Annotated in this window: 28 protein-coding genes; 12 read left to right on the top strand and 16 right to left on the bottom strand. The window is 67.0% G+C overall.

Annotated elements, in window-relative coordinates; all coding sequences use genetic code 11:
- Positions 1-32: 32 nt before the first annotated feature.
- The 4 genes from DF286_RS08750 to rarD form a co-directional block, all read right to left on the bottom strand.
- Positions 33-368, bottom strand: coding sequence for a DMT family protein (locus DF286_RS08750; protein ID WP_109271083.1), 336 nt, complete (start codon positions 366-368; stop codon positions 33-35).
- Positions 369-382: 14 nt separating this feature from the next.
- A complete protein-coding gene (locus DF286_RS08755; RefSeq protein ID WP_109271084.1) occupies positions 383-979 on the bottom strand; it encodes a YdeI/OmpD-associated family protein in 597 nt (198 codons plus the stop codon).
- 122 nt (positions 980-1,101) lie between these two features.
- Positions 1,102-1,323: a hypothetical protein gene (locus DF286_RS08760; protein ID WP_109271085.1), complete on the bottom strand. Its 222-nt coding sequence runs from the start codon at positions 1,321-1,323 to the stop codon at positions 1,102-1,104.
- Between the two features lie 7 nt (positions 1,324-1,330).
- Positions 1,331-2,278, bottom strand: coding sequence for an EamA family transporter RarD (rarD, locus tag DF286_RS08765; protein WP_109271086.1), 948 nt, complete (start codon positions 2,276-2,278; stop codon positions 1,331-1,333).
- A gap of 181 nt (positions 2,279-2,459) precedes the next feature.
- On the opposite strand from rarD, the gene DF286_RS08770 reads away from it, so the two are divergent.
- The 10 genes from DF286_RS08770 (at position 2,460) to DF286_RS08815 (ending at position 8,726) form a co-directional block, all read left to right on the top strand.
- A complete protein-coding gene (locus DF286_RS08770; protein WP_109271087.1) occupies positions 2,460-3,101 on the top strand; it encodes a DUF4893 domain-containing protein in 642 nt (213 codons plus the stop codon).
- A gap of 120 nt (positions 3,102-3,221) precedes the next feature.
- Positions 3,222-3,893: a DUF4893 domain-containing protein gene (locus DF286_RS08775; protein WP_109271088.1), complete on the top strand. Its 672-nt coding sequence runs from the start codon at positions 3,222-3,224 to the stop codon at positions 3,891-3,893.
- 36 nt (positions 3,894-3,929) lie between these two features.
- Positions 3,930-4,463, top strand: coding sequence for a hypothetical protein (locus tag DF286_RS08780; RefSeq protein WP_109271089.1), 534 nt, complete (start codon positions 3,930-3,932; stop codon positions 4,461-4,463).
- Between the two features lie 9 nt (positions 4,464-4,472).
- Positions 4,473-4,859 carry a ribose-phosphate pyrophosphokinase gene (locus DF286_RS08785; RefSeq protein ID WP_109271090.1) on the top strand — a complete coding sequence of 129 codons (387 nt, stop codon included), beginning with the start codon at positions 4,473-4,475 and terminating at the stop codon, positions 4,857-4,859.
- Between the two features lie 49 nt (positions 4,860-4,908).
- Positions 4,909-5,625, top strand: a complete 717-nt coding sequence (locus DF286_RS08790; protein ID WP_146193584.1) for a hypothetical protein — start codon at positions 4,909-4,911, stop codon at positions 5,623-5,625.
- Between the two features lie 48 nt (positions 5,626-5,673).
- Positions 5,674-6,051, top strand: a complete 378-nt coding sequence (crcB, locus tag DF286_RS08795) for a fluoride efflux transporter CrcB (RefSeq protein WP_109271092.1) — start codon at positions 5,674-5,676, stop codon at positions 6,049-6,051.
- A complete protein-coding gene (locus tag DF286_RS08800) occupies positions 6,048-7,145 on the top strand; it encodes an RluA family pseudouridine synthase (RefSeq protein WP_109271093.1) in 1,098 nt (365 codons plus the stop codon). The genes crcB and DF286_RS08800 overlap by 4 nt, the downstream gene beginning before the upstream one ends.
- Entirely contained in the window at positions 7,142-7,801 is a 660-nt protein-coding gene (locus DF286_RS08805; RefSeq protein WP_109271094.1) for an HAD-IA family hydrolase, read from the top strand. The genes DF286_RS08800 and DF286_RS08805 overlap by 4 nt, the downstream gene beginning before the upstream one ends.
- Positions 7,798-8,031: a hypothetical protein gene (locus tag DF286_RS08810; protein WP_109271095.1), complete on the top strand. Its 234-nt coding sequence runs from the start codon at positions 7,798-7,800 to the stop codon at positions 8,029-8,031. Before DF286_RS08805 ends, DF286_RS08810 begins: the two co-directional genes overlap by 4 nt.
- Positions 8,028-8,726 (top strand): ATP12 family chaperone protein, encoded by a 699-nt coding sequence (locus tag DF286_RS08815; RefSeq protein WP_109272105.1) that lies wholly within the window; start codon positions 8,028-8,030, stop codon positions 8,724-8,726. Before DF286_RS08810 ends, DF286_RS08815 begins: the two co-directional genes overlap by 4 nt.
- A 129-nt stretch (positions 8,727-8,855) precedes the next feature.
- On the opposite strand, the gene DF286_RS08820 is transcribed toward DF286_RS08815, so the two are convergent.
- Both DF286_RS08820 and gmk read right to left on the bottom strand, forming a co-directional pair.
- Positions 8,856-9,443, bottom strand: a complete 588-nt coding sequence (locus DF286_RS08820) for a hypothetical protein (RefSeq protein WP_109271096.1) — start codon at positions 9,441-9,443, stop codon at positions 8,856-8,858.
- A 59-nt stretch (positions 9,444-9,502) separates the two neighbouring features.
- A complete protein-coding gene (gene gmk, locus DF286_RS08825) occupies positions 9,503-10,135 on the bottom strand; it encodes a guanylate kinase (RefSeq protein WP_109271097.1) in 633 nt (210 codons plus the stop codon).
- A gap of 83 nt (positions 10,136-10,218) precedes the next feature.
- On the opposite strand from gmk, the gene DF286_RS08830 reads away from it, so the two are divergent.
- Together DF286_RS08830 and DF286_RS08835 are read left to right on the top strand one after the other, a co-directional pair.
- Positions 10,219-10,761, top strand: coding sequence for a DUF1697 domain-containing protein (locus DF286_RS08830; RefSeq protein ID WP_109271098.1), 543 nt, complete (start codon positions 10,219-10,221; stop codon positions 10,759-10,761).
- Entirely contained in the window at positions 10,758-11,333 is a 576-nt protein-coding gene (locus DF286_RS08835; protein ID WP_109271099.1) for a DUF2585 domain-containing protein, read from the top strand. Before DF286_RS08830 ends, DF286_RS08835 begins: the two co-directional genes overlap by 4 nt.
- 13 nt (positions 11,334-11,346) lie before the next feature.
- On the opposite strand, the gene DF286_RS08840 is transcribed toward DF286_RS08835, so the two are convergent.
- From DF286_RS08840 to DF286_RS08885, 10 genes are read right to left on the bottom strand one after another with little or no spacing between them, the layout of a single operon-like run.
- Positions 11,347-12,378: a Gfo/Idh/MocA family protein gene (locus DF286_RS08840; protein ID WP_109271100.1), complete on the bottom strand. Its 1,032-nt coding sequence runs from the start codon at positions 12,376-12,378 to the stop codon at positions 11,347-11,349.
- Positions 12,375-13,382: an MDR/zinc-dependent alcohol dehydrogenase-like family protein gene (locus tag DF286_RS08845; RefSeq protein ID WP_207790016.1), complete on the bottom strand. Its 1,008-nt coding sequence runs from the start codon at positions 13,380-13,382 to the stop codon at positions 12,375-12,377. Before DF286_RS08845 ends, DF286_RS08840 begins: the two co-directional genes overlap by 4 nt.
- A gap of 2 nt (positions 13,383-13,384) precedes the next feature.
- Positions 13,385-13,927, bottom strand: coding sequence for a DUF1003 domain-containing protein (locus DF286_RS08850; RefSeq protein ID WP_109271101.1), 543 nt, complete (start codon positions 13,925-13,927; stop codon positions 13,385-13,387).
- 32 nt (positions 13,928-13,959) lie between these two features.
- Positions 13,960-15,003 carry a UDP-glucuronic acid decarboxylase family protein gene (locus DF286_RS08855; protein ID WP_109271102.1) on the bottom strand — a complete coding sequence of 348 codons (1,044 nt, stop codon included), beginning with the start codon at positions 15,001-15,003 and terminating at the stop codon, positions 13,960-13,962.
- Entirely contained in the window at positions 15,000-16,112 is a 1,113-nt protein-coding gene (locus DF286_RS08860) for a CgeB family protein (protein WP_109271103.1), read from the bottom strand. The genes DF286_RS08855 and DF286_RS08860 overlap by 4 nt, the downstream gene beginning before the upstream one ends.
- Positions 16,109-17,197, bottom strand: coding sequence for a CgeB family protein (locus DF286_RS08865; protein WP_109271104.1), 1,089 nt, complete (start codon positions 17,195-17,197; stop codon positions 16,109-16,111). Before DF286_RS08865 ends, DF286_RS08860 begins: the two co-directional genes overlap by 4 nt.
- Positions 17,194-18,360, bottom strand: a complete 1,167-nt coding sequence (locus DF286_RS08870) for a CgeB family protein (protein WP_109271105.1) — start codon at positions 18,358-18,360, stop codon at positions 17,194-17,196. The genes DF286_RS08865 and DF286_RS08870 overlap by 4 nt, the downstream gene beginning before the upstream one ends.
- Positions 18,357-19,463: a glycosyltransferase family 4 protein gene (locus DF286_RS08875; protein ID WP_243444775.1), complete on the bottom strand. Its 1,107-nt coding sequence runs from the start codon at positions 19,461-19,463 to the stop codon at positions 18,357-18,359. Before DF286_RS08875 ends, DF286_RS08870 begins: the two co-directional genes overlap by 4 nt.
- Positions 19,460-20,530, bottom strand: coding sequence for an SDR family NAD(P)-dependent oxidoreductase (locus tag DF286_RS08880; protein ID WP_109271107.1), 1,071 nt, complete (start codon positions 20,528-20,530; stop codon positions 19,460-19,462). The genes DF286_RS08875 and DF286_RS08880 overlap by 4 nt, the downstream gene beginning before the upstream one ends.
- Complete coding sequence (locus tag DF286_RS08885; protein WP_109271108.1) at positions 20,527-21,639, bottom strand: SDR family NAD(P)-dependent oxidoreductase; 1,113 nt, start codon at positions 21,637-21,639, stop codon at positions 20,527-20,529. The genes DF286_RS08880 and DF286_RS08885 overlap by 4 nt, the downstream gene beginning before the upstream one ends.
- Positions 21,640-21,691 lie beyond the last annotated feature (52 nt).

Here is a 21,691-nt window from a genome sequence, read left to right on the forward strand (position 1 = left end):
CCACGGCGGCGATCAAGGGTGGAGGCCGCATCTCAGCGGCCCACGAACAGAAATGCGACCGCCGCCATGATGCAGGCGAACGCTGCAGCGTGGCGCCAGTGCAGCGGCTCGCCCAATACCCAAACCATGAAGGCGCCGAAGACGAGGAGAGCGATCGCCTCCTGCACGATCTTCAGTTGGCCCGCCGACCATCCATTCAGATAGCCAATTCGATTGGCTGGTACCGCAAAGCAATATTCGATGAGCGCAATGCCCCAGCTGATCAGGATGACGAGAAGGAGCGGCTTGGAGAGGTCCCCTTTCAGATGCCAGTACCAGGCGATCGTCATGAAGATGTTGGAGGCGAGCAGCAGCAGGATGGTTGGCACGCGGGTCCGCCTCGTTAGCAGGTTTCATATTTCCAGTTGCGCTTCTTGCCTTGTGCCATCCATTCGACCGCTAGGGCGATCCGCTTCTCGCGGGTCTCTGGCCGCTTCGCCTCGGTGATCCATTCCAGATAGTCGCGGCGGGCGCCGGGCGGGAATCCGTCGAAACTGGCCGCGGCTTTCGGCTCCGCATCGAGCGCGGCGCGCAGATCGTCGGGCATCGGGATGTCCGGCTTGGGATGTTTGGTTCGCGCCGGCTTCACGCCCTTGTCCGTCAAATCCATCGCCTTGCGGATGAGGTCGCGCAGGGTCTCCTCGTCGGGAAGATCGTCGATGGACGTCAATCGGCCGAACTGTCCCATCGCGCTTCTTTGCTTGTCGGTGTCACCCGTCACCAGGCTGCCCTTCCAGAAGCCGAAGGTGGCGTGCGCCTTGAACGCGGCCATCATCGCCAGCTGCTCGCCCTTGTAGAGGAAGGCGGGCGCGCTCCATTTGAGCGTCTCCTCGCACCCCGGGCAGGCGGCGTGGACCGAGGCGCGCAGATGCTCCAGGATCGGCCGCGCGAAATCGGCCTGGCGGGCAATATAGGCGTCTATGCGCTCGTCACTGGACATCGAAAGTCTCCCCAGCCGTCCCCGAGCATCGAACGATCTTCCGCTTCGCGCAAGCGACCATCGTCGGAAAACTATCGGCTGGAGACGATTGCGGAGGCGATGCGGCCGAAGGCGAAAGAGCCCTAGAAGATTCCGCCGCCGAGCATCAGGCGGACGATGCCGATCACGATCACCAGCAGGTTGAGGTTGCGGCCGCTCTTCTGGCTGGAGAGGACGCCGATGCCGGCGCCAACCAGCGCCAGCGGGATGATCACCCAGTTCGCCCATCCGAGCAAAGGCAGGAAGGCGATGATCGCGAAGAGCAGGGCGATCGCGCCGATGAGCAGGGAGACGAGGTTTAGCATGTCCCTATCATGGGACGCGGCAGGGTTCAGCGCAAGCGGCGGCCTTGAGGGCGGCCGCCCGCTCGCGCGCCGCCGCCCGGCCGGCGCGCAGGCCGTCCACCGCGAAGATGAGGAGCGCCGTCCAGATCGCCCCGAAGCAGACGGCGTGGGCGGTGGTCAGTTTTTCGCCGAACAACAAGACCGCGATCAGGAACTGGATGGACGGCGCGACATATTGGAGGAAGCCCAGCGTCGAATAGGGCAGGCGTTTGGACGCCGCCGTGAACATCAGCAGCGGAATGGCGGTCGCGGCCCCGGCCAGCAGGATGAGGATGGTGGTGAGCGGGTCGGAGGTGAACCCGCCCTGGCCGCTGCCCTCCAGCCACAAAATCCACCCAAGCGCGAGCGGTGTCAGCAAGGCCGTCTCGATGGAGAGCCCCTCCAGCGCCTCGACCGGCGCGACCTTGCGGAAAAAGCCGTAGAGGGCGAAGCTGCCGGCAAGCGTCAGGCTGATCCAGATGGCGTCGCCGGCGCCCAAGGCGAGCACCGCGACACCGGTTCCGGCCAGGGCGACGGCAAAGGTCTGCGCTTTCGTCAGCCGCTCCTTCAGCAGGACTACGCCCAGCAGCACGTTGACCAGCGGATTGAGGTAATAGCCAAGGCTGCCTTCGAGCAGATGGTCGTTCAGCACGGCCCAAACATAGACGAGCCAGTTGCCCGCGATCAGCGCGGCCGTCAGCGCCAAGGTCGCCATTATGCGGATGGAACCGAGGCCTCGACGGATCGCCGGCCAGCGCTTCCACAGCATGACCAGCGGGCCAAGGAAGAGCAACGACCAGACGATGCGATGCGCCACGATCTCGGTCGGGAGGAGATGATCCAGCGCTTTGAAGTAGAGCGGCAGGACGCCCCACAGAAGATAGGCACCAAGCCCGAGAAGCAGGCCCCCTCGGATGTGGCCATGGTCGTGCGTCATGGCGCGCGCCTAGAGCAGCGCCAAGACGGCCGCAAGCGCGGAGAATACCGGGGTAGGCGTCTCCGGGTCGAATGGGTCGGGGGTCCCAAGGGCCGACGGTTTAACGAATTATTAACCTTAATCACGGCTTGTCGGACTTGCTCTGGGCTTTCTTCTACAGGAGGACATAATCGTCAGATCTATGGCCATCCGCGCGCTCCTGCCACCGCTGCTCCTGCTCGCCGCCTGCGCTCATGAACCGGTAGTGGTGGAGCCGGCCGTGACGGTCGCGCCGGTGGTGGAAGATCCAAGCGAATGGCGCCAGGTCGCCAGACCCGAGGATATAGATAGGCTGGACCGGCTGGACGAGGCGTGGACCACAGCCTTGTCGGAGGCGCGTTCGGGAGGCTTCAAGACCGCCGTTGCCGAGGAGGGCGAGCTGCTGGACCCGGATGCGGCGCTGCCGCGCGGGGCTCCGCCACCAGGTTCATATCGCTGCCGCGTCATCAAGATCGGAACGCAGGGGAAAGCGCCCGCTTATGTCGCCTACAAACCCTTCTTCTGCCACGTCGCGGCCGAGGGGGATCTGCTCACCATCGTCAAGCAGACCGGCTCGCAGCGGCCGGCCGGGCGCCTCTATCCGGAGAGCGACGAACGGATGATCTTCCTCGGCACGATGGCGCTCGAGGACGAGACGGAGCCACTACCCTATGGCGAGGATCCCGAGCGCGACATGGTGGGGGTTGCGGAGCGGGTCGGGCCCTTCCGCTACCGCCTGGTCATCCCCTGGCCGCGCCAGGAATCGAAGCTCGACGTCTTCGAACTGGTCCCCGCCACGCCTTGAAGGTGGCCGCAGGATTGGGCGACGGCACATATCACTTAGCTTTGATCGAGCCTTTCGTCGGCGGGCTGACTCGTCTATTTTGAGCGAAGGGGGTTGCCGTTCAGCATCGGGTGGGGAAGCATGTCCATCGGCACCGGGCAATTTTGTTCGACCCTCCTGCTCGTGAGCGCTTGCGCTGCCTGCGCGCCCATCGCGGAGACGGCCCCCCCGGCCGGCAAGGCGGACGTGATCGTCGATGAAGCAAGCGCGGAGGAAGAAGCGGGCTGGAAAGGCATCGCCAGCGCGGACGATCTCGACCGCATATTGCGCCTCGATTCCGCCTGGGAAGCCGCTCTTTCCGAAGCCCGCGCGAAGGGCTTTGGCGCCGCGATCGAGAAGGAAGGCGCCTTGCTCGATCCCGCCATCGCCCAGCCGCGCGGAGCGCCGCCGCCGGGCTCCTATCGTTGCCGCGTCGTCAAGATCGGGTCGCAGGGCAAAGGCCCCGCCTACACCGCCTACAAGCCCTTCTTCTGCTATGTGGAAGCGGAGGACGATTTGCTGACTATCGTCAAGCAGACCGGCTCGGAACGGCCGGCGGGGCGCCTCTATCCGGAAAGCGACGAGCGGATGATCTTCCTCGGCACCTTGGGTTTGGGTGACGAGGCGGAACCGCTGCCTTATGGCGAAGATCCTGAACGCGACATGGCGGGCGTGATGGAGCGGGTCGCGCCCTTCCGCTATCGGCTCGTCATCCCTTGGCCCCGCCAGGAATCGAAGCTCGACGTGTTCGAATTGGTGCCGGCCACGCAATGAGCTAAGCTCGGCCTTCGACCAGAGGGAAGGAAATCCATGAATCGCGCAAAGCTCGTAGCCGCTCTGTCCGCCGCCGTGCTGCTCATCGCTTGCGAGGCGCGGATCGGCAAGGACGACGGCGAAACCGCCAAGAGCGGGGAGGGGAACGCCAGCGTCGCTTCGGCGGAGGGCAAGTCGGAGACCGGCCAGTTCTCGATCGATGCGCCGGGGTTCGACCTCAAGTTCCGGATCCCCGAGGGTATGACGGACCGAGCCAAGATCGACAGCGACAGCGACGTCCTCTATCCCGGCGCGCGCCTCACCGGCATGCACATCCAGGCCGAAGAAGGCTCCGGCCGCGATAGTGTCGAGCTTCGCTTCGCGAGCAGCGATGCGCCGCAGACCGTCGCCGCCTGGTACCAGGATCCGGGCCGCGCCGACAAGCTCAAGGTCGCGGCGGTGCGGCAGGAGGGAGGCAGCCTCATTGTCGAAGGCAGCGAAACCGACGATGGTGATCCATTCACCGTGCACCTCAGCGCGGGAACCGGCGGCGGCACCGACGGGCGGCTGGTCCTCAGCGACCGGGATTGAGGCGCTACCGTGTCGGCGCTCGCCGAGCCCGAGGAGGTGCGGGCGCACCTGGTCGCGGCCGCGCGGGCGGGCACGGCCCTCACCTATTCGGAGCTCTTGGAGCAGCTCGGCTACGCCTTTTCGCGGCCGAAGATGCGCCAACTCTGCGCGATATTGGGCGCCATCGACGAGGTCGGCGCCGCCAGGGGCGAACCGGAACTCGCCGTCCTCGTCGTCCGCCAGAGCGACGGTATTCCCGGGCAGGGCTGGTGGGTGGCGGGCGGCGCTCGCTCGCGCGGCTATCAAGGCCCGTGGGAAGGGCCGGAGGCGGCGCGCTTCATCGCGCGCGTGCAGGCGGAAACCTTCGCCTTCTGGCGGTCCGAGAATGGGACAGGCGAAGACGGCGGGTCCGATTAACCCTGTCTGGTCACCCATTCCCCGCTTTTTTCAAGCATATGCCCCCCACATGGCTGAACGCTTACGCACGCTGACGAGATCGGCCGCGCTCGCTGCGGCGCTGATGCTGGCTGCCTGTGGCGACGCCTCCGACGAGGCGGAGCTGGCCAATCTCGACGCGCAGATCGCCGGCAACGATGCCGATCCGGCGCTGACCAGCGCGCTCGAAGACCAGATCATGGTCGACCCGACATTGTCGCAGCAGTCGAACGGCAACGCCGTGCGGCCTCCGGAAACGCCGATGACGGCACAATATCCCGTGGCTGCCGAGGACGCCGATGCGGCCCGCACGGGCCGCGGGCTCATGTCGGCGCCGGCGCCGACGCGCGCGGACCATGTCCAGTTCAGCGAGCTGCGTCAGGACATGGCGGGGCGGCGCGGCGTCGCCTGCGGCGAGCGTTTCGACCATGATCCGGCCTGGGCCTCGCGTCTTCCCGCCGCCTTTGCCGTCTATCCCGGTGCCCGGCTGACGGATGCGGCCGGCAATGATCAGGGCGATTGCCGCGTTCGCGTCGCCACCTTCGTCGCGGACGCGCCGTGGCAGCGGGTGCTCGATTGGTATCATACAAGCGCGGTCCGCGCCGGCTACTCGTCAGAGCATCAGGTCCGAGGCGCCGATCATATATTGGGCGGCGCCAACGAGCGCACCGGCGGCGCCTTCTACCTGATCGTGACGCCCAAGGGCGGCGGTTCCGACGTCGCTATCATCGCCAATAACGGACGCTGAAGCCCAGCCCACTGGCGGAGCGGCCATGGCCTCGCTACATCGCCGGCCATGCCCAATTTTCTCCTCGTCATGGCCGGGGGTGCCATCGGCGCCGGTTTCCGCTGGCATCTGAGCCGGATCGCGCTCCAGCTGCTCGGCCCCGCCTTTCCGTGGGGGACGTGGATCGTCAATCTGTTGGGGAGCCTGCTGCTCGGGCTGCTTGCCGGTGTCGTCGTGCGGCACGGCCCGTCGGGCGAGCCGCTGCTCCTCTTCCTCGGCGTCGGCGTGCTCGGCGGCTTCACCACCTTTTCCGGCTTCAGCCTCGAGATGGTCCAGATGCTTGAGCGTGGGAATGCCCTGCTGGCGGTCGCCTATGCCGTGTCTTCGGTTGCCGGGTCGGTGATGCTGCTGATCGTCGGGCTTTGGCTCGCCAGGGCAGCGGCATGAGCGAGAGCGCCGCTTCCGATCAAGTCCGCCAGTTCACCGTCTCGGTCGAGGACGACGGCATCCGGCTCGACCGCTGGTTCAAGCGCAACCTGCCGGACGCGACCTTCAACATCGTCTCGCGCTGGTCGCGCACCGGCCAGCTGCGCCTCGACGGCAAGCGCGCCGCGCCCGGCGACAGGGTCGAGGCCGGGCAGATCATCCGCGTGCCTCCCGCCGAAGCGCCGGCGAGCGCCAAGCCCGCGCCCGAGCGGCGTGCGCTTAGCGAGGATGAGATCGCCTATGTGAACGAGATGGTGATCCATCGCGACGCGGCGGCGATCGTCGTCAACAAGCCGCCGGGCCTTGCGACCCAGGGCGGCACCAAGACCAAGGCGCATCTCGACGGGCTGCTCGATGGTCTCGCCGAAGGCGGCACGCGCCCCAAGCTCGTTCACCGTCTGGACAAGGATACCTCTGGCGCACTCCTCGTCGCGCGCACGCCGCGCGCCGCCGCCTATTTCTCCAAGTCCTTTTCCGGCCGCACCGCGCGCAAGGTCTATTGGGCTTTGGTCGTCGGCGTGCCCGAAGTGAAGGACGGCTTCATCGACTTGGCCGTAGCCAAGCAGCCCGGCACCGGCGGCGAGAAGATGCATGTCGACGAGGAGAACGGGCTTCCCGCCCGCACCCGCTACCGCGTCATCGAGCGCGCTGGCAACCGGGCCGCCTGGGTCGAGCTGCAGCCGCATACCGGCCGCACGCACCAGCTTCGCGTCCACATGGCGGCGATCGGCCATCCGATCGTCGGCGACGGCAAATATGGCGGGCAGGACGCCTTCCTCACCGGCACGATCAGCCGCAAGCTCCACCTCCACGCCCGGCGCCTCCGGATCGATCATCCCGACGGCGGCCGTATCGATGTCACCGCCGAGCTGCCCCAGCATTTCGCCGAGAGCATGGCATCGCTCGGGTTCGACATGGAACTCGGCGACCTTCCGCTCGACGAGGTCAAGTTCTCCGAGACGCCCGAAGGCAAGCGCCGGGCCGCGACCGTCGCCGCCAAGGCCCGCCGCAAGGAGCGCAAGGGCGAGCGGCGCAGCCGCGGAAGGGGTCGATGAACCGCCTCGCCATCTTCGATTGCGACGGGACGCTCGTCGACAGCCAGATCAACATCTGCCTGGCGATGGAGGATTGCTTCGCCCGCGCGGGGCTGGAGGCGCCGTGTCGCGAACGGACGCGGCGGGTGGTGGGCCTCAGCCTCGTCGAGGCGATGCGCGCCATGCTTCCGGACGCCGACCCGGATTTCCACATCACGCTCGCCGAGGATTACAAGCGCTCTTTCCAGCGGCTGCGCGGCGGCGGCCTGGTTGACGAGCCGCTCTATGAGGGTATCGTCGAGCTGATCGAGGCGCTGGACGGAGAGGGTTGGATGCTCGGCATCGCCACCGGCAAGTCGGATCGCGGCCTCAGCCTCTGCCTCGACCATCACGGCATCGCCCGCCGCTTCGTCACCTGCCAGACCGCCGATCGCCACCCCTCCAAGCCGCACCCGTCGATGATCGAGCAGGCGATCGCCAACGCCGCCGCGGCGCGCGAGACGACCATCATGATCGGCGACACCAGCTACGACATGGCGATGGCGCGCGCCGCGGGCGTGACGGCGATCGGGGTCAGCTGGGGCTATCACGGCGCGGATGAGCTTCGCGAGGCGGGCGCGCATCATGTCGCCTCGCATCCGCTCGACATCCTCCAACTCACAAGGGCTTTCGCATGACACCATCCCCCGACGAGGCGACGTGGCGCAACCGTTTCATCCTGCTCAACCTGGCGCGGATCGGCGGCACGATCGTCGTCCTAATCGGGCTGGTCGTGTGGCAAGGTGATCTGCTGCGCGAAGGCGGCGCGCCCGCCGTCGGTATTCCGATGGTGATCGTCGGCCTCGCCGCGAGCTTCGGCGCGCCCAAATGGCTCGCGCGCCGCTGGAAGACGCCGCCCGGGCCATGAAACGCTTCTACGATCAGGCCCGATTCGACCCGGCTGCGGACGGGTTCGAAATCCGGCTCGACGAAAGGCCCGTCAGAACGCCCGCACGAAACCTCCTCTACGTTCCGACCGAGGGCCTCGCCCAGGCCATTGCCGAAGAATGGAACGCCCAGGGCGAGGAGGTGAACCCGCGATCGATGCCGCTCACCGGCCTCGCCAACGCCGCCCTCGATCGCGTCGCGCCCGACCCCCAGACCTTCGCCGCCAGCCTCGCCCGCTATGGGGAAAGCGACCTCCTCTGCTATCGCGCCGACACGCCCGCACCGCTCGTTCGGCGCCAGGCCGAGCATTGGGACCCGCTCCTCGCCTGGGCGCGTCGCCGCTTCGACATCGATTTCGAGATCGTCTGCGGCATCATGCACCGGCCCCAGCATGAAGCGACCTTGCGCCAGCTCGCCCATGCCGTGGCCGCGCGCGGACCGTTCGAGCTGGCTGGCCTGTCGCCGCTGGTGACGATCGGAGGATCGCTCGTCATCGCGCTCGCATTGGCCGAGGAGGCGATCGACCTCGACGCCGCCTGGTCGGCGGCCACCCTCGACGAGACGTGGCAGGCCGAGCAATGGGGCGAGGATGTGGACGCCGCCGCCGTGCTCGAAGAGCGACGCCGGGACTTCGCCGCCGCCTACCGCTTTCTGACTCTCGTGCAGGTGCGATAAGCTTCCGTCATTCCGGCGAAAGCCGGGACCCAAGAACACCGGAGCCAATAGTAAAGGCGAGACCGCATCGCCTGACTTGGCGGAGGCAGTGTTCTTGGGTTCCGGCTTTCGCCGGAATGACGATGGTTCCTACACGTCCGTGGGAGGGCTCGTTTCACTCGGCCGATACACAGCCGCCGGCAGCAGCTTCAGGATGACGAGGCCGGCCACCGTCAGCGACACCGTGTCGGCGACGAACAGGTAGATGGCATAGGCCCAGCCATGGTGATGCCAGATGGGATCGCCGAGGCGCATGAAGATGGCCGCTGCCAACACCGCGAGCACCAGCATCCTCACCCGATCCGCGAAGCTCGCCACATGGCGGGACAGCAGATAGAGCGCGGCGGCCATCAGCAGGGCCACGATCAGCATCTGGATGAAGCCGGCCAGCAGCGCGCCGCTGTCCATCGCGGGGAAACCGGACGTGTTGTAGAAGATGGTGGCGACGGGGCCCTGGCCGTACATCACCGTCTGGCTCGATGATGCCTCGGGGTCGGGCACGACGAAGGTGCCGGTGCCCGGCAGGTTGGCGGCGAGGACCTGCTGCACCGCTGCCGCCGGCATATCATCGAGGCTGCCGGTCACCGTCTTCTGCAGACCGCTCGCAAAGAAGATGAATCCGAGGATGAACATCGCTACCGCGGCCGCGACTGCGCCGATGACTGCCCGTCCCATCATGGCCGTTCCCCTGCATTGTTTGTGGGAAGGCTACTCCCAAAGCCGGCAAAGCAAAAGCGTCAGCCGATCAGGCTTCGGACGAAGTCGTGGAGGCCGATGCGCCGCGTCGCCTTCAGCCGCTCGGCATCGAGGATCGCCTGCACCTTGGAGAGGCAGGTCTCGGCATCCTCGTTGACCAGCACATAATCATATTCGGCCCAGTGGCTGATCTCGCCCGCCGCCCGCTCCATCCGGCTCTGGATCACCTCGTCGCTGTCGGTGCCGCGCGCGCGCAGCCGCCGCTCCAGCTCCTTCATCGACGGCGGCAGGATGAACACGCGGACGATGTCGGGATCGACCTGCTTCAGCTGCTGCGTCCCCTGCCAATCGATGTCGAGCAACACGTCGCAGCCATTCTCGATCGATTTCCAGACTTCGTTGCGCAGTGTTCCGTAGCGGCGGCCGAAGACGTGCGCCCATTCGAGAAAAGCGCCGCTCTCCACCATCCGATCGAACTCGGCATCGGTCACGAAATGATAGTCGCGCCCTTCGACTTCTCCTTCGCGCATCGGCCGGGTCGTGGCCGAGACCGAGAGCGAAATGCCCTCGTCCTGCGCGAGGAGCATGCGCGCGATGGTCGTCTTGCCCGCGCCGCTGGGGCTGGAGAGGACGAAGAGAAGGCCTCTCCGCTTGAGCTGTATCGAGGTCGCCATGCGCGCTACTGGCGTGGCGCGCCGGGGCGCGTCAAGCATTTGCGAGTTTACAAGGTGGCCGCGGGCCGGTTGAACTGCGGCCCATGACAACCTTCATCGCCCTCCTTCGCGCCATCAATGTCGGAAAGCGCCAGGTTCCGATGAAGGCGCTGAAGGCGCTGGCCGAGGAAATCGGCTTCACCGACGTGCGAACCTATGTCGCCAGCGGCAACCTCCTGTTCTCCGGCGAGGGGAAAGCCGATGCGGTGGCGCGCACGCTGGAGGAGGCGATCTCCAGCCGCTTCGGTTTTCCCGTCGAGGTGATCGTCCGCACGGCCGATGAATGGCCGGCGCTGATGGCTTCCAATCCCTTTCCCGAGGAGTCGGAGCTTGAGCCGAACCGAGTGCTGCTCCTTCTCTCCAAGGCCGCGCCGCCGCCCGACGCCGCCGACCGGCTGCTGGAGCGCGCTCAGGCGGACGAAAGGGTGAAGGCCGCGGGCGGGGCGCTCTGGTTCCACTTTCCCGCCGGTGTCGGAACGTCGAAGCTGACGCCCGCCTTCATCGACAAAGTGTGCGGCTCCCCCACCACCGGCCGCAATGTCCGCACGGTCGCGAAGCTGGCCGAATTGGCCGGAGTGGCCGAATGACGGAACGGACCGTTGGCCGGATCGGCGCCAACTACCGCCTTGTCGCCCTTGCGATCGTCGTCGCCACCGCCGCGATCCTGCTGTGGATGGGCCGTCCACCGATCTGCACCTGCGGCGAGGTGAAGCTGTGGACCGGTGCCGTGCAGAGCGCTGACAACAGCCAGCATCTCGCCGACTGGTATACGCCGAGCCACATCATCCACGGCTTTCTCTTCTATTCCCTCGGCTGGCTCTTCCTGCGGCAAAATCCGTTCGGCGACCGCTTCCTCGCCGCCGTCGCGATCGAGGCGGGTTGGGAGCTGCTGGAAAACAGCCAGTGGATCATCGATCGTTATCGCGAGGCGACCTTCGCCTTCGGCTATAATGGCGACAGCGTCCTCAACAGCATGGCCGACATCGGCTGGATGACGCTGGGCTTCATGCTGGCCCGGCGCCTGCCGCTGTGGGCCACAATCCTGCTGGCGATCGGCTTCGAGCTTCTCACCCTTTGGACGATCCGCGATAATCTGACGCTCAACGTCCTGATGCTGGTCGCGCCGATCGACGCCGTTCGGGCTTGGCAAGCCGGCTGAGCCGAACCTCCCATCAGCGGCGGACGGCCGCACCTTCAGCATAGATGGCATCGACGGCGGCGGCGACGTCGACCAGCCGCTCCGCCTCGGCATCGAAACGGGCGCCAGCCGCCAGCCGCCGCGCCCAGTCGACGGCGGCGCGGCCGCCCCAGGCATCGGGAGGCACGGCCAAGGTAGTACGGGCGGTGCCCTGAAAATGTTCGGCCGTGAAATCGTAGAAGGAGCCGTTCACGTTGCGCATGGCGCCGCTGCCGCTCGTGCCGTGGAAGTCCGCCGAAATGAGGGCATCGCATCCGGCCGAGAGGCGCCAGGAGCAGGCGATCCGCACGATGGCGCCCGTCTCGAGCTGGAGCGTGGCGACAGCATAATCCTCGACTTGCTGCGACGGCTGCAGCGGCCGCCCTCCCGCGAAGAGGCTGGCGGAGACGCGGGTCACGGCGGGGAAATCGAGCATCCATAGCGCGAGGTCCACGAGATGGACGCCGAGGTCCATCACGCAGCCGCCTCCCGACAGCGCCGGATCGTAGAACCAGGCCTTGTCCGGTCCGTAGGCGTTATGGAAGACGAGGTCGGCGGCGTAGACCTCGCCCAGCGCTCCGGAGCGGACCAGCTCCCTGATCTTCTCCATGGCCGCGGTATGGCGATAGCTGAGGTCGACGGCGAGAAGCCGGTCCGCCCTCCTCGCCGCTTCGACGACCTGCCGCGCCTCAGCCGCAGTGCGACCGAGCGGTTTCTGGCAGAAGACGGCGACGCCGGCGTCGAGCGCACGGATCGCCTGCTCGGCGTGAAGCGCGCTGGGGGTGGCGATTACGATACCGTCGAGGCCGAGCGCGAGCAGATCGTCGAGCGAGGCTGCCAGCTCCGCCTTGGGCGCCAGCTTCGCCGCTTCCTTCGTCATGTCGGCAGAAGGATCGGCGATGGCGGCGATTTCGGCGGCTCCACTGGTTGCGATCGCTTCCATGCGGTGGCGGCCGATCCAGCCGACGCCGAGAAAGCCGACGCGGGGCTTGGCCGCTTCGGGCGCGAGGGCGGCGGCCGGGCTCATGGGAAGATCACCAGCGCTTTCAGGAAACCGTCCGGTCGGTCGCGAGTGGCGTTCAGCGCCTCGACCAGCTGCTCGAGCGGATAGCGATGGGTGTAGAGCGGGTCGGGGTCGAGCCGGCCCGAGGCCACCGCCTGCACGGCTTCCTCGATACCACGGATATAGGCTTTCGGGTCGCGCTCATGCGCGTTGATCACGTCGATGCCGCGCCAGTTCCAGAGCTGCATGTTCACGTGGCGGAGGCCGTCCTGATGGTAGCCGGCGACGACGAGCCGGCCGCCCTCGCGCACCAGCTCGCCGGCGAGGTCCAGCGGCCACTGCTTGCCGACCGCCTCGATGACGCGATCGCAGAACTGCCCGGCGGTCAGTGCCTTCACCTGCTCGATGATCGCATGATGGTCCTCCATCGCGATCGTCTCCGCCGCACCCATTTGCCGCGCCACGTCGAGCGAATAGGGGCGTCGCGAGATGGCGATGACGCGGGCTCCGGCATCCGTTGCGAGGCGGGTCAGGAGCGCGCCGAGAAAGCCGATGCCGATAATCGCTACCGTCTGGCCGGGCTCGATCGCGCTCCGGCGGAAGATGTTCATCGCGCAGCCGAGCGGCTCGCCCGGAAAGGCGCGGCCTTCGAGAGCGGCCGGCAATGGCACCACGGCATCGGCGGCCGCGATGTCGTATTCGGCATAGGCCTTGAAGGAGAGGGCGGCGACGCGATCGCCGACGGAGACGGTGTCGATGCCGCTGCCGACGGCATCGACGACGCCCCAGCCCTCATGGCCGAGGGCGCCTGGCTCCGTCGGAAACTGCATCCATTCCGGCCCCTTCCAGGGGGTGAGGTTGGAGGCGCAGACGCCGCAGCCTTCCAGCCGCACCCGCACTTGGCCCAGCCCCGGCTCCGGCACTGCGACCTCGTCGATGCGGATCCGGCCGGGCTGGCTCAGCACGGCGGCACGCATCGTGGCGGTCGAGACGGGCTTATCGTCCAACATTTCACTCGCGGCCAGCATCCTCACTCCTTCTTGGTGGCTTCGATGGCATCCATGACGCGCTCCGGTGCCACGTCGCGCTTCAGGTCCTCGACGTCGTCCGGCTTGGCGTCGCCGATGCCGAGATGATCGGTGATCGCAGAGACCATCTCGATCAGCCGGGTCACTTCATGCTCGGCCAGCAGATTGGTCTGGAGATCGAGATCGTCGCGCTCGTCCGCCGCCTTGGCCATTCGATTCTGGGTAATCAGCACGAACGTCGAGAGGAATATCGCTTCCACCGACGCAATCATCGCCAGCACGACGAAGGTCGGATCCCACGGCGTTATCAGCGGCACCCAGCCCAGATTGGCCAGGATCCAGAATCCGAACAAGCCGAGGTGGAGGAACACGAACGTCATGCTTCCGGTGAAGCTCGTAATCTTCCCGGCGAGACGGTCCCGCCATGTGGCTTCCTCCTCCTTCCGTTCCCGGCGACGCCTCAGCGCCTCGATGTTGCGCCCGAGCGGAGCGGCGAGATATCGGGACTCCGGCGGCTCGACGGTGACCCCTTTGTCGTCGGACATAGGACCCATCCCAGGTTTCGCCGCCGGCCCCGTTACTCCGCAACGGCGATCAGGTGGCGCTCGGCCGGCGATGCCTCCGCATGGGCAACGCCGCGCCATTGTTGCGACGACTTCGCCTGTTCGGAGGCGAACCATTCGATCGTCCGTTCGAGCCCCTTTTGAAGCGCCACGGCCGGTTCCCAGCCCAGCAGTTCGCGGGCCCGGGAAATGTCGGGCTTGCGGCGACGGGGATCGTCGATCGGCAATGGCATGTAGGTAACGGGCGAGTTGCTGCCGGTGAGGGCGACGACCCGCTCAACGAGATCGCCCACGGTCAGTTCCGTCGGATTGCCGAGATTCACGGGGACGTCGATCGGCCGGTCGCTGTCCATGAGGCGCATCAGCCCGTTTATCAGATCGCTGACGAAGCAGAAGCTGCGCGTCTGCGAGCCGTCGCCATAGATGGTGATCTCGTCGCCGGAGAGCGCCTGGCAGATGACGTTGGACACGACGCGGCCGTCGTCCGGGCGCATGCGCGGGCCATAAGTATTGAAGATGCGCGCGACGCGCACGTCGACGCGCTTGGAGCGGTGGAAGTCGAAGGCCAGAGTCTCGGCCGCCCTCTTGCCTTCGTCGTAACAGGCGCGGGGGCCGGTGCAGCTGACGGAGCCGCGATAGCTTTCCGGCTGGGGATGGGTCTCGGGGTCGCCATAGACTTCGCTGGTGGAGCTGAGCAGCAATCGCGCGCCCGTCTCCTCCGCCAGCCGCAACATGTTGCGCGTGCCGACGACGCAGGTCAGCATCGTATGCTCCGGGTCCGCCTGATAATGCGGCGGCGAGGCGGCGCAGGCGAGATGATAAATGTGGGTAAAGCGCGCCTTGCCGGCGATACGGTAGGGAAGGGGATCGACGACGTCGCTCTCGATGGAATCGAACCGATGGTCCCGGCGGAGATGGGCGATGTTGGACTCGCGCCCGGTCAGGAGATTGTCGAGACACACTACCCGCGCCCCCTCGCCGAGCAAGGCATCGCATAGATGCGAGCCGATGAAGCCCGCGCCGCCGGTCACCAGGATTGTTTTGTTCTTACTTGTCATTGCACGTCGCTCCGGATGTGGGTCTCTGTTTTGGCGGCGGATAGGGAGCGGTTCTGCGCCGCTTCCCGTAGATAAGTTTCGAGCTCGCCCGCACGGTGAGCGGCGGTGTGGGCCTGCAGCACGCTGGATCGGGCCGCGCGGCCGATCCGCTGCGCCTGTTCGTCGGTGGTCGTTCGGAGCGCGCCGATGACGGCGTCGGTGCCGGAGGGGAGCAGGATTTCGGCGTCCGGCGCGAATAAGGTGTCGAGGCCCTCCCATCGGTCCGAGATCACCGGAATGGCGCAAGCAGCGGCCTCGAACAGCCGCACTGACGGGGACCAGCCGGCGGCGATCATGTTCGCTCGCGTGACGTTCAGGGTGAAGCGCGAGGCGGCGTAGAATTCGGCATGCTGGGCGGGAGGCAGATGATCGATCCGCTCGACGTTGGTCGGCCAGTCGATGTCCGCCGGATATTGCGGTCCCGCCACCGCGAAGCGCCGCTCCGGCAGGCGGCGCGCGGGCTCGATCAGCAGCCGCTCCAGCGTCGGTTGGCGGTCGGGGCTGTAGGTGCCGAGATAGGTGAGGTCCCAACGCTTCGGCACGTCCATCGGCGGATAGGCTTCCGGATCGACCGAGCAATAGAGCGCCCGCGCCGCCGGCGAGCCGTGGCGGCTTTCGAGGGTGCGAAGGGTGGGCCCGCCGGTGAAGGAGAGATAGAGGTCGTAGCCGGGGATGATCTCCGGCGACAGATATTCGAAATCGCCGCGCTCCAGCTTGGCCAGGGTGACGGGCGTATCGATGTCGTAGAAGGCGGTGACCCCGTGCGCCGCTCCCTGGACGAAGCGCCCGACGGCGACCCCTTCCGGCACATAGGAGCCGACGATGACCGCGTCCGCCTCCGCGATCTCGCCGCGCCAACTCGCCAGCTCATCCAGGTCCGAATAGAATTGAAGCCGCGCGAAATCGGGCTCGGCGAGATCCCGGTGCGACGCATACCAGGGCACGTCGCGCTCCAGGAACAGGATGTCGTGGCCGCGGGCGGCGAATTCCCTGAGCAGCGCCCGATAGGTGGTGGCATGGCCGTTGCCCCATGAGGAGGACAGGCTGAGGCCGAGGACGACGAGCTTCATGCCGCGCTCCTCTGCTTCGCGCGCTGCTCGCGCCACAGGGCGTCCACCTCGGCGCCGCGATGAGCATAGGTGTGCTGGCTCAGCACCCGGCGCAGAGCAGCCTGGCCTATGGTGCGAGCGCGCTCGCGGGTGAGCGAACCGACATGCTCGGCCACGTCGCGGCCGTCGAGGGCCACCAGCACTTCCTCGTCCGGCTTCAGGAACTGCTCGATGCCGTCCCAGGCGTCGGTGATGAGGCAGGCCGCGGCGCCCGCCGCTTCGAACACGCGGGTGGCGGGCGAGAAGCCGATATGCGCCATGCTGTCGCGGGCGATATTGAGCACGGCGAGCGGCGTGCAATTGAAGGCGTTGTGTTGGTGGGTGTAGACGTGACCCAGATGGCGAACATTGTCCGGCATCGCCTTGGTCTCCCAGCCATTGCCGCCGATCAGGAAGCGCCGCCCGGGACGCTGCGCAGCAGCTTTCAAAAAGAACTCTTCTACCCGCGCCTCGCGGTCTGGGAGGCGGTTGCCGAGGAAGGCCAGATCGGCGGCAAAGCGCTCGTCCGGCCCGACGGGGAAATGGGTCGTCGGGTCGAGGGCGTTGTAGATGGGAACGCAAAGACGAGCGCCGAAGCCTTCATAAGCCTCGACCACCGGCGGTCCGCCGCCATAGGTCAGCACCATGTGGAGCGACGGCAGCATCCGGCGGACGACATGGGCGTCGTCGCCGCGCATCTCGTCCAGGGTGGCGGCGGCGTCGACGTCCCAGAAGAGCCGAAGCGCGTCGGGCCGCGAATGCTGGACGATGCCTTCGAGAAGCTCCGTGTCGAACACCCCGACGCCGCTCGCCTTGACGACGATGTCGGCGGCGCCGGCCTGGCTGAGGACGCTTCGCAACCCTTCGAGAGTGGCGGGATAGACGACCGAGCGAGCCCATTCCGGCGGCTCGATGTCGCGATGCTGCTGCCGATCGAAGGCATCGGGCTCATAGAAAGTGATGTCGTAGCCGCGCCCCGCAAGGTCCCGGAGCAGCCCGCGATAATAGGTCGCCGCGCCGTTCCAGTAGGAGGAGAGAAGGCTCGATCCGTAAAAGGCGATCTTCATGCGACGCTCCTCAACTCGGGCTCGGTCGACGCGTGATGTACGGCCTCTGTGGGTACGCCCCTCGACTTCGCTCGGGACGAACGAAGGCGGGTGACGATGGCTAGGAGCTCCTCTGCTCTGTGCGCGCAGCTGTGGCGGGCGCGGATGGTCTCCAAGCCATGCCGGACCAGCGAGACTCGAAGGTCCGGGTCGGCTTGCAGCCGCTCGAGCTGCCGGGTCATGTCCGCGCCGTCGGAGGCGGTCAGATAGTCGGTGCCGGCGCGGAACAGGCCCTCGGCATCGTCCCAAGGCGCGCACAGGAGGGGGATGCCAGAGGCCAACGCTTCGAAGATCCGGATGGTGGGGATGCCCGGAAGCAGCCTGGTGTAGAAGCGGCGCGGGACATGGATGGTGGCGAGGTGCCGGGCGAACACGTCCGGTGCCGCCGCATTGGGGAGCCAGCCATGATAGCGGCCGCCATAGCGCCGCACCGTCGCCTTGGCGGTTTCGTGATAGCGCACGCCATAGACGTCGAGGCCGATGCCGGTCTCGCGGGCGGGGCGGAAGAGGAATTCCTTCAGCTCCTTGGTGCGCTCGCCCTCGCCCCAATTGCCGATCCAGACGAGACCTTGCCGTTCCCGCTCGACAGCCGGCGGATGGAAATGGCGAAGGTCGGCGGCCTCGTGCCAGACGAACGCCCGGTCGCCCCAGCCCCAGCCGCGATAGACTTCGGCGAGCGCCTCTCCGAAGGCGAGGACGCCGTCATAGGCGGAAAGATCGTAGGCGCGCATCGCCTCGGGCTCGCTGACGGCGCGGTGATGCGTGTCGTGGAAGAGCAGTAGAAAGGGCGCGCCCTGCGCACGCAGCTTGCCAAGCCGCGCGACCAGATCCGGTTCGCTCCATTCATGGACGATGACGAGGTCGGCGCCGTCGACCATGCGAGCCAGGTCCCCCCGCTCGCCATAGCTTTCCGACCGCAGCTCCGGATAGGCGTCGCGATAGGCGTCGAGGCCTTCGGGGCCATGGTCCTCCAGCAGATTGGCGAGGCTCCAGGCGCCTTCCGGCTCATAGGCCTGCACCTCATGGCCGAGCGCGATCAACTCGCGCAGCACGCCGCGCAAAAAATGGGCGTTGCCGTGGTTCCAGCAGCTGGCGAGCGAATGGGTGAAATAGACGATCTTCATGCCGCCACCTCCTGCGCCAGGGTGGCCGCGGCCTGTGGGCGGAGCAGGGACTGGTAGATGGCCGCCATCTTGCCCGCCATCGCCTCAACGCTGAACTGGGCGGCGCGAAGCTGCGCCTGCCGGCCCATCTCGGCACGCGCGAAATCGTCGCGGACGACGAGGCTGATCGCCTCGGCGAAACCGTTGGCGTCCATCGGGTCGACGAAGACCGCGACGCCGTGCCAAAGCTCGCGAAACGTTGGGATGTCCGCGAGGACGAGCGGACAGCCGGCAGCGGCCGCCTCCAGCACCGCGAGGCCGAAAGGCTCGTAGAGCGCGGCGGACACGAACACCGGCCGCGCCCCGAGCCAGGACGAAATCTCGCGATCGCTCAGCGTGCCGAGCGCGTGGATGTGGTTGAACTCGATCCTGTCGCCGCTGGGACCTTCGATCGGGCCGGCGGCGTGGAGCGGGAAGGGGAGTCGCGCCGCCGCGCCGTCCAGGGTCGCGACATTCTTGCCCTTGTCCCACAGCCGTCCGGCAGTGAAGGCGAAGTCGTGCGAAGCGACGGGCTCCACGGGCCGGAGACTGCGGCCGTTGTGAACCGTCGTCGGCAGCTGGGCGAGACGGTGGACCTCCTTCGTCGCCCGCGCGATAGCCTTGGTCGGCGCGACGACGCGATCGGCGAGGGCGAGGCCCTGGCCGGTCAGCTCGGAGCGCCAGCGGAAGGGGCTGTCCGGATCATCGCCCTTGGTTGCCCGCCACCAGGTGCCGAGACAGCTATGGGCGACCGCCACGACCGGCTGGTCGAACTCGGTCTCCGCTGCGAGTGCCGCCGCGTTCAGCTGGACCAGGTCCGCGTCGTGCCGGCGAGCAAGCTCCGCGAGCGTCCGTCCCGCGTCGGCGATGGCCTTCGGGCTTTCGGCCAGCCAGTCGAGCGGCAAATGGGTCTCAACCAGGGTCGAACCGTCGATGGATCGCGCCGCGTCACGCTGCCGGGGGGAGGGCGGTGGGCCCATGGCGGCAAGCACGGTTTGGATATTGAGGTCGGCAAGCCCTTGGGCGAGGTCGGTTGCATATTGCCAGACGCCGCCCACGGCATCGGCGGTCAGAAGTATCTTCACTGTGCCGCCTCGACCAGCTCGGGCCGGGTGCGCAGGCTGCGGCATTCGCACAGCCATTCGGCCAGCCGTGCGACGCCCTGCCGCCACGGCACGGCCGGCGAGAGGTCAAGCGCCCGGCGGATCGCCCGGGTGTCGGCCACGAACCAGCGCTGATCGCCCGCGCGCCAATCGTCGAACCGCACGTCGATCTGGCGACCGAGGAGCTCGGCCATATAGGTCACAAGCTCGCGCAACGAGACGGCATTGGCCGGGCCGCCGCCGAGGTTGAAGGCATGGCCCGAGATGTGGCCAATGCGCTGCCAAGCCCGGAGATAGGCGTCGACGGCGTTCGAAACGTCGAGGATGTCGCGGACCTGGTGGCCGTCGCCATAGAGGGTGATCGGCTCGTCCTCGAGGGCGCGGATCAGGAAATGCGCGACCCAGCCCTGGTCCTCGGTGCCCATCTGCCGGACGCCGTAGATGCAGCTCATCCTCAGCACCGCGGCGGGAAGACCGTAGCTGCGGGCATAGTCGAGCACATATTGATCGGCCGCGCCCTTGGAGCAGCCATAGGGCGTGTGAAAGTCGAGCGGCCTTGCCTCGCTTATGCCGTGCGCGGCCACCGCCTCGTCCGGAGGCGCATAGCCTTGCCCCTCCAGCCGAAAATCGAGGTCGGCGAGATCGCCATAGACCTTGTTGGTCGAGGCGAAGATGACGGGCGTCGGGCGGCCGTGCAGCCTCAGCGCGTCGAGCAGGTTGAGCGTGCCGCGAAGATTGATCTCGAAATCGTCGCGCGGGTCGGTGAGGCTGGTCGTGACGGCGACCTGGGCAGCCATGTGGAACACCGCCTTGGCTTCGCGCGCGGCGCGCGACAGCTCCTCCTCGTCCCTTATGTCGGCGATAATGGGCGTGATCTGATCGGAATAGCGTTCCTTCAGCCAGTCGAGATTGGCCTCCACGCCGGGCCGCGACAGCGCATCGTAGATCAGGATGTCATGACCTTCGCGAGCGAGCCGGTCGGCGATGTTGCAGCCGATGAACCCGGCGCCCCCGGTGATGAGAACGGGCCTCCGATCGGCGGGGATCATGCGACAAGACCCCGTACTTCCAGCTCGGCCCGCGCCTCTTGCGTGCGATCGTCGGCCGTCTGCTCTGCCACCCATTCGGCCAGTTCGGTCAGGCCCTCGTGGAAGTCCTTGACGGCGCGAAAGCCGAGCGTCTCGGCCGCCTTGCTGGTGTCGCAGAAGCAGTGGCGGATGTCCCCGATGCGCGACTTGCCGACGATGTCCGGCTCGACATCGTTGCGGCCCAGGGCACCGGCGAGCGCCCGCGCCACCTCGTTGACGGAGCGGTCGTCGCCCGACCCGATGTTGAACACGCCGCCCGCCGCCTGCGGCAGTTCCAGCGCGTCGGCGAAGGCGCGGCCGATGTCGCCAACATACACGAAATCGCGGCGCTGCTCGCCATCCTCGAAGACCATCGGCCGCTGTCCGTTGAGCAGGCGCGAGGCGAAAATGGCGAGAACGCCGGTATAGGGATTGGAAAGGGCCTGGCCCGGGCCGTAGACGTTGAAGAGGCGCAGGCACACGCCCTCCATCCCATAGGCATTGGCGAGGATGAGGCTGGTGCGCTCCTGCACATATTTGTTGAGGGCGTAGATGGAGGCGAGCTGCGGCCGCTTCCATTCCGGCGTCGCGACCGGCGTCAGCGGTCGGCCACGGCCGTCGAGCGGGTCCCAGGCCTGATCGGAGCTGGCGCGCGGGTGCCGCTCTGCATTCTCGACCATTTCGCCATCGGCATCGAGATAGAGGCCTTCGCCATAGATGCTCATCGAGGAGGCGGTGACGACGCGGCGGACCGGCTGGTCGATCAGTTTCTCGAACAAAACGGCGGTGCCGACGTCGTTGACCGACGTGTAGCGTTCGACCGCATACATGGATTGACCCACCCCGACCTCGGCCGCGAGATGGACGACGCTGTCGACCCCCCGCAGCGCCTCGGCAACCTTGGCGCCATCGCGCACGTCCGCATGAAAGAATTCGACATCCGAGGTGACTGACCTCGCGTCGGCGTCGGCACCATGAACCTGCTCTATCAGGCTATCGAGCACTCGGACCCGGTGGCCGCGGCGAAGCAGCTCCCCGGTCACCGCTCGCCCGATAAATCCCGCGCCGCCCGTTACGAGAATCGTCTCCATAAGGTCTTGCCCTCCGCTACATTGTTATGGCGGGAACGGTGTTGGAAGCCGT

The sequence above is a fragment of the Sphingosinicella humi genome (genome assembly GCF_003129465.1).
Taxonomy (GTDB): domain Bacteria; phylum Pseudomonadota; class Alphaproteobacteria; order Sphingomonadales; family Sphingomonadaceae; genus Allosphingosinicella; species Allosphingosinicella humi.